Annotated in this window: 4 protein-coding genes; 2 read left to right on the top strand and 2 right to left on the bottom strand. The window is 63.6% G+C overall.

Annotated elements, in window-relative coordinates:
* Positions 1-69 precede the first annotated feature (69 nt).
* Positions 70-1,197 carry a P1 family peptidase gene (locus VEK15_17530; GenBank protein ID HXV62505.1) on the top strand — a complete coding sequence of 376 codons (1,128 nt, stop codon included), beginning with the start codon at positions 70-72 and terminating at the stop codon, positions 1,195-1,197.
* 3 nt (positions 1,198-1,200) lie between these two features.
* Positions 1,201-2,538 carry an amidohydrolase family protein gene (locus tag VEK15_17525; GenBank protein ID HXV62504.1) on the top strand — a complete coding sequence of 446 codons (1,338 nt, stop codon included), beginning with the start codon at positions 1,201-1,203 and terminating at the stop codon, positions 2,536-2,538.
* 19 nt (positions 2,539-2,557) lie between these two features.
* On the opposite strand, the gene VEK15_17520 is transcribed toward VEK15_17525, so the two are convergent.
* Together VEK15_17520 and VEK15_17515 are read right to left on the bottom strand one after the other, a co-directional pair.
* Complete coding sequence (locus tag VEK15_17520; GenBank protein ID HXV62503.1) at positions 2,558-3,301, bottom strand: succinate dehydrogenase/fumarate reductase iron-sulfur subunit; 744 nt, start codon at positions 3,299-3,301, stop codon at positions 2,558-2,560.
* Positions 3,302-5,143, bottom strand: coding sequence for a fumarate reductase/succinate dehydrogenase flavoprotein subunit (locus VEK15_17515; GenBank protein ID HXV62502.1), 1,842 nt, complete (start codon positions 5,141-5,143; stop codon positions 3,302-3,304).
* Positions 5,144-5,293 lie beyond the last annotated feature (150 nt).

Raw genomic sequence — 5,293 nt, 5'->3', positions numbered from 1 at the left:
TTGAACCCCCTGTTCTCGAAGGCCGGTCGAATTGACGGATCATTGGGCGCGGTTTAGGCTCCGCCCATCATGAGGACACTCACCGTCTCACTCATCGTCATGGCCTCGCTCGACTCGTCGGCGCTCGGTCAAACCCGTGCTCGCGATCTCGGAGTGCCGTTCGAAGGCTCCCCGGGCGAGCTCAACGCCATCACCGACGTCGCGGGCGTCGAGGTGGGGCACACGACGCTCGTCGCCGGCGAAGACGTTCGCACTGGGGTCACCGTGGTTCTCCCCGACGGACGTCGCGGGAAGAATCAGGTCTTCGCGGGCTGGTTCACGCTCAACGCCGACGGGGAGATGACCGGCACCACGTGGATCGAGGAGTCGGGCATTCTGGAAGGCCCGGTCGCGATCACCAATACCCACAGCGTCGGGACGGTCCATCAGGCCGTCATCGAGTGGTCGGTCGCTCACATCGAGGGAGTGACCTGGAGTCTTCCCGTGGTCGCCGAGACCTGGGACGGAGGCCTCAACGATATCAACGGGTTTCACGTGAAGCGCGAGCACGTCTTCGCCGCGATCGAAGGCGCGCGATCGGGTCCGGTCGGCGAAGGGAACGTCGGGGGCGGAACCGGTATGCGAGCCTACGAGTTCAAGGGCGGTATCGGGACCGCATCGCGCATCGTGGACTCGGCGCACGGTCCCTTCACTGTCGGCGTTCTCGTTCAGGCGAACTACGGGATTCGCTCGCAGCTCCGCATTGCCGGGGTTCCCGTTGGGCGCGAGATCACGGAACTCATGCCCGAAGCAAACGCTGGATCGTATGAGAACGAGGACGGCTCGATCATCGTCGTGATCGCGACTGACGCGCCGGTGCTACCTCACCAGCTCAAACGCATCGCCAAGCGGGCGAGCCTCGGACTCGGGCGGAACGGAAGCATCGCCTCGAACGGATCGGGTGACATCTTCATCGCGTTCTCCACCGCCCACAAGGATGTCGGCACCGAGCAGGGGGGGCTTTACGACGTCAAGATGCTGGGGAACTCGGAGCTCTCCCCTCTGTTCGGAGCCACGGTGGAGGCGACGGAGGAAGCCATCGTGAACGCGATGGTCGCCGCCGAGACCATGACGGGAGTCGGTGGCAACAAAGTCTACGCGATCCCTCACGAGCGGCTGCGCGAGGTCCTCAGGAAGTACAATCGCCTGATCGAGTAATCGATGCGACGCGCGGCCGTTCTGCTCGTACTCCTCTGGGCGTGCCGCTCTCCCGAGCCTCGGCTGCCGGCGATCGTCGAAGGCGTCCACGAACCCGATTCCGGATCGCTTCTCGTACGCTGTGGCCGGCTCATCGACGGGCTTTCCGACGAGCTCGTCGAGGGCGTCGACGTCCTGATCGCGGATGGCACCATCACCCAGGTTGGCGTCGGCCTGGGCGCACCCGCGGACGTCCCGGTTCTCGATCTCGCCGCCTACACCGTGCTTCCCGGTCTCATCGACATGCACTCGCACCTCGCCGACTACGCGGGAAGCACCCGCGATCTGAGCGTTTACTACCTGCGGACGCCGGAAGAGCAAGTGGAGTTCGGTCGTGAGAACGTGCGCAAGACTCTCCTTTCGGGGTTCACCTCGGCGCGGGACATGGGAACCTACATCGCGTGGGCGGACCGGACGCTTCGCGACGAGATAAGCCGAGGGCAGCTCATCGGGCCGCGAATGCAGGTTTCCGGTTATTACCTCACCGTGCCGGGCGGAGGAGGCGATCTCGTGATACCGGGATTCGACGAAAAGGACATCCCCGAACGGGTGCGCCTGGGAGTTGCGCGCGGACCCGAGGGCTTTCGCGAGAAGGCACGCGCGGCGGTCGCTGGGGGCGCCGACGTGCTCAAGGTCATCGCTTCGGGAGCCGTGCTCGCCTATGGAGGCGTTCCCGGCGAGCCCGAGATGACGCCCGAGGAGATCGAAGCCGTGGCGGAGGTGGCGCATGCGGCGGGACTCAAGCTCGCCGCCCATGCCCACGGCGCGCGTTCGATCAAAGAAGCCATTCTCGCGGGAGCGGACACTATCGAGCACGCTTCGCTCATCGACGATGAGGCGATCGCGCTCGCCCGAGAGCACGGCGTGGCGCTCTCCATGGACGTCTACAACGGCGACTACATTGCCACCGAAGGAAAGAAGGAAGGCTGGCCCGAGGAGTTTCTCAGGAAGAACCAGGAGACGACCGAGGCGCAACGGAAAGGTTTCACGAAGGCGTACGAGGCCGGAGTGGATATCGTCTACGGAACGGACTCAGCCGTCTATCCCCACGGGGACAATGCCAAGCAGTTTCACATCATGGTGGAACGCGGCATGAAGCCCATGGACGCCATTCGCGCGGCGACGTCGGTGGCGGCGCGTCACATGGGATGGGGCGATCGCGTGGGTGCTGTCGAGCCAGGCCGCCTCGGCGACCTCATCGCCGTACGCGGCAATCCGCTCGATGACATCACGTTGCTCGAGAACGTCTCCGTGGTGATCAAGGGCGGGCTCGTGTTCAAGCTACAAAGTTCCCGGGAATGAGCGGTAGCCGGGAACCGCTTCACTTCCCGGTGAGGACACGAAAGATCTTCTTCAGCGGGTCGTAGAACTCGTCCACCACGCGTTCTTTGAGCGGGATGATCGCGTTGTCGGTGATCGTGATGTGCTCGGGGCAGACCTTGGTGCAGCACTTCGTGATGTTGCAATAGCCGATGCCGTCCGCGTTCTTGAGCTCTTCCAGGCGGTTCTCGGTATCGAGCGGGTGCATCTCCAGCGCGGCGACGTGAACGAAGAAGCGGGGACCGATGAACTCGTCGTGCAGGTGATGGTCCCTGAGGACGTGACAAACGTCCTGGCAAAGGAAGCACTCGATGCACTTCCGAAACTCCTGAACGCGGTCGATGTCCTCTTGTGCGATCCGCCAGGTCCCGTCGGGCGCATCAGGCGGCCGCGGGGTGAACTTTTTGATCCGTTTCTTGACCTCGAAGTTCCAACTGACGTCGGTCACGAGGTCTTTGACGATGGGGAAGGCTTGGAGCGGTTCGACGGTCACCGGCTCGGAAAGGTCCAGATCAGCGAGGCGGGTCATGCACATGAGACGCGGATTGCCGTTGACCTCGGCCGAACAAGAGCCGCATTTCCCCGCTTTGCAGTTCCATCGGACCGCCAGATCATGCGCCGACTCGGCCTGGATCTGATGAATGGCATCGAGGACCACCATGCCTTCGGATACCTCGGTCTCGTAGTCCTGGAACTCACCCCGCGCTCGATCTCCACGCCAGATTCGAAAGGTCCCGGTGGTCATCTAGCGATTCTCCTCGATAATCGTCTTCAGCTCCGGGGGCATTTCCCCGATCGTTTCACGGGTGACCTCCATGTCGCCGCCTCGTCCTCGGCGTATGACGAGGACCGTCTTTCCCCAGGCCTCGTCTTTCGAATCGTAATCCTCGCGAAAGTGGGCACCACGACTCTCCTTGCGCTCGATCGCGGCCCGCGCCACGGCTTCGGAAACCGTCAGCAGGCTATCGAGATCCAGGGCCGTGTGCCACCCGGGGTTGTACTCGCGGTTTCCGGGCGCGACGACGTTTCCGGCGCGTTGACGTAACGCCAGGACGGTGTCGAGCCCCTTTTTCATATCCTTCTCGTTGCGGACGATGCCCACGAGGTCTTGCATGTACTCCTGAAGCTCGTACTGGATGGCGTAGGGGGCTTCGCCTCCGGCGCTCGACGCCTGGCGCTCCAGCGGAGCGAGGGCCCATCTCGCGGCGGCTTGGACCTGCTCTTCCTGCTCCTTGTCGAATCCGCCGGCGCCCTGCTGTTTGGCAAACTTCGCCGCATGCTCTCCCGCGAGTTTTCCAAAAACGAGGAGGTCGGACAGCGAGTTCCCTCCCAGACGGTTGGCGCCATGGAGGCCGCCAGCGCACTCGCCCGCGGCGAAGAGTCCCGGTACCGTCGACATCTGTGTATCCCCGTCGACCCGCACACCACCCATCACGTAGTGCGTGGTGGGCCCGACTTCCATGGCCTCCTTGGTGATGTCGATGCCGGCGAGCTCCTTGAACTGGTGATACATGCTCGGGAGCTTCTTCTTGATGTGCTCCTCGCCGTTCGAAAGCCGGTCTTTGATCCAGGCGATATCGAGAAAAACGCCTCCGTGCGGACTCCCCCGTCCCGCCTTGACCTCGCGTACGATGCACCGGGCGACGTGATCGCGAGTGAGAAGCTCGGGCGGGCGGCGAGAGTTCCTGTCACCCTGCGTATATCGCCATCCCTCCTCCTCGCTGTCCGCGGTCTGGTTCTTGTAGAGCTCGGGGATGTCGTCGAACATGAACCGCTTGCCGTCTCGGTTGCGGAGCACCCCGCCTTCGCCCCGTACCCCTTCGGTCACCAGGATCCCACGGACGCTGGGGGGCCAGACCATACCGGTCGGGTGGAATTGGACGTACTCCATGTCGATGAGATCCGCGCCCGCGTCATAGGCGAGGGTGTGCCCGTCACCGGTGTACTCCCAGCTGTTGCTGGTGATCTTGAATGCCCGTCCGATGCCGCCCGTCGCCAGCACGATCGCGTTCGCCTGAAAGACGCGAAAGTGTCCGCGCTCGCGGTCGTATCCGAAAGCACCGACCACCCGGTCGCCCTTCTTGATGAGCCGGACGATCGTGCACTCCATGTGAACGTCGATTCCCATGTGGATGCCGCGATCCTGGAGCGTCCGGATCATCTCCAGCCCGGTGCGATCGCCGACGTGGGCGAGCCGCGGATATTTGTGGCCTCCGAAGTTCCACTGCAGGATGCGTTGATCGGGTGTGCGGTCGAAGAGCGCGCCCCAGGCCTCGAGCTCGCGCACCCGGTCGGGCGCCTGCTGGGCGTGAAGCTGCGCCATCCTCCAGTTGTTCACATACTGGCCACCGCGCATGGTGTCGGCGAAATGCGTCTTCCAGTCATCTCGCTCGTCGACGTTCGCGAGAGCGGCGGCGACCCCTCCCTCGGCCATGACCGTATGGGCCTTCCCCAGAAGTGACTTGCACACGAGTCCAACTTTCGCCCCGGCGGCCGATGCCTCGATGGCGGCGCGAAGACCGGCACCGCCCGCGCCGATGATGAGGACGTCGTGCTCGTGTCTGGTGAAGTCAGAGGCCTGGGCCATCAGAGGATTCTCCAGTCGGTCCAGATACCCATCGAGCAGAGGCGCACGTAGAGGTCGGAGAACATCACCCAGAACAGGCTGGTCCAGGCCCAGTTCATGTGGTGGCGATTCAGATAGCTCGAACAGTCGTAGGCCTTCATGCGTGCGGGC

The organism is Vicinamibacteria bacterium (assembly GCA_035620555.1).
Lineage (GTDB): Bacteria > Acidobacteriota > Vicinamibacteria > Marinacidobacterales > SMYC01 > DASPGQ01.
The sequence above is the reverse complement of the archived record's forward strand: the minus strand, read 5'-3'. Positions and strand labels throughout refer to the sequence as shown.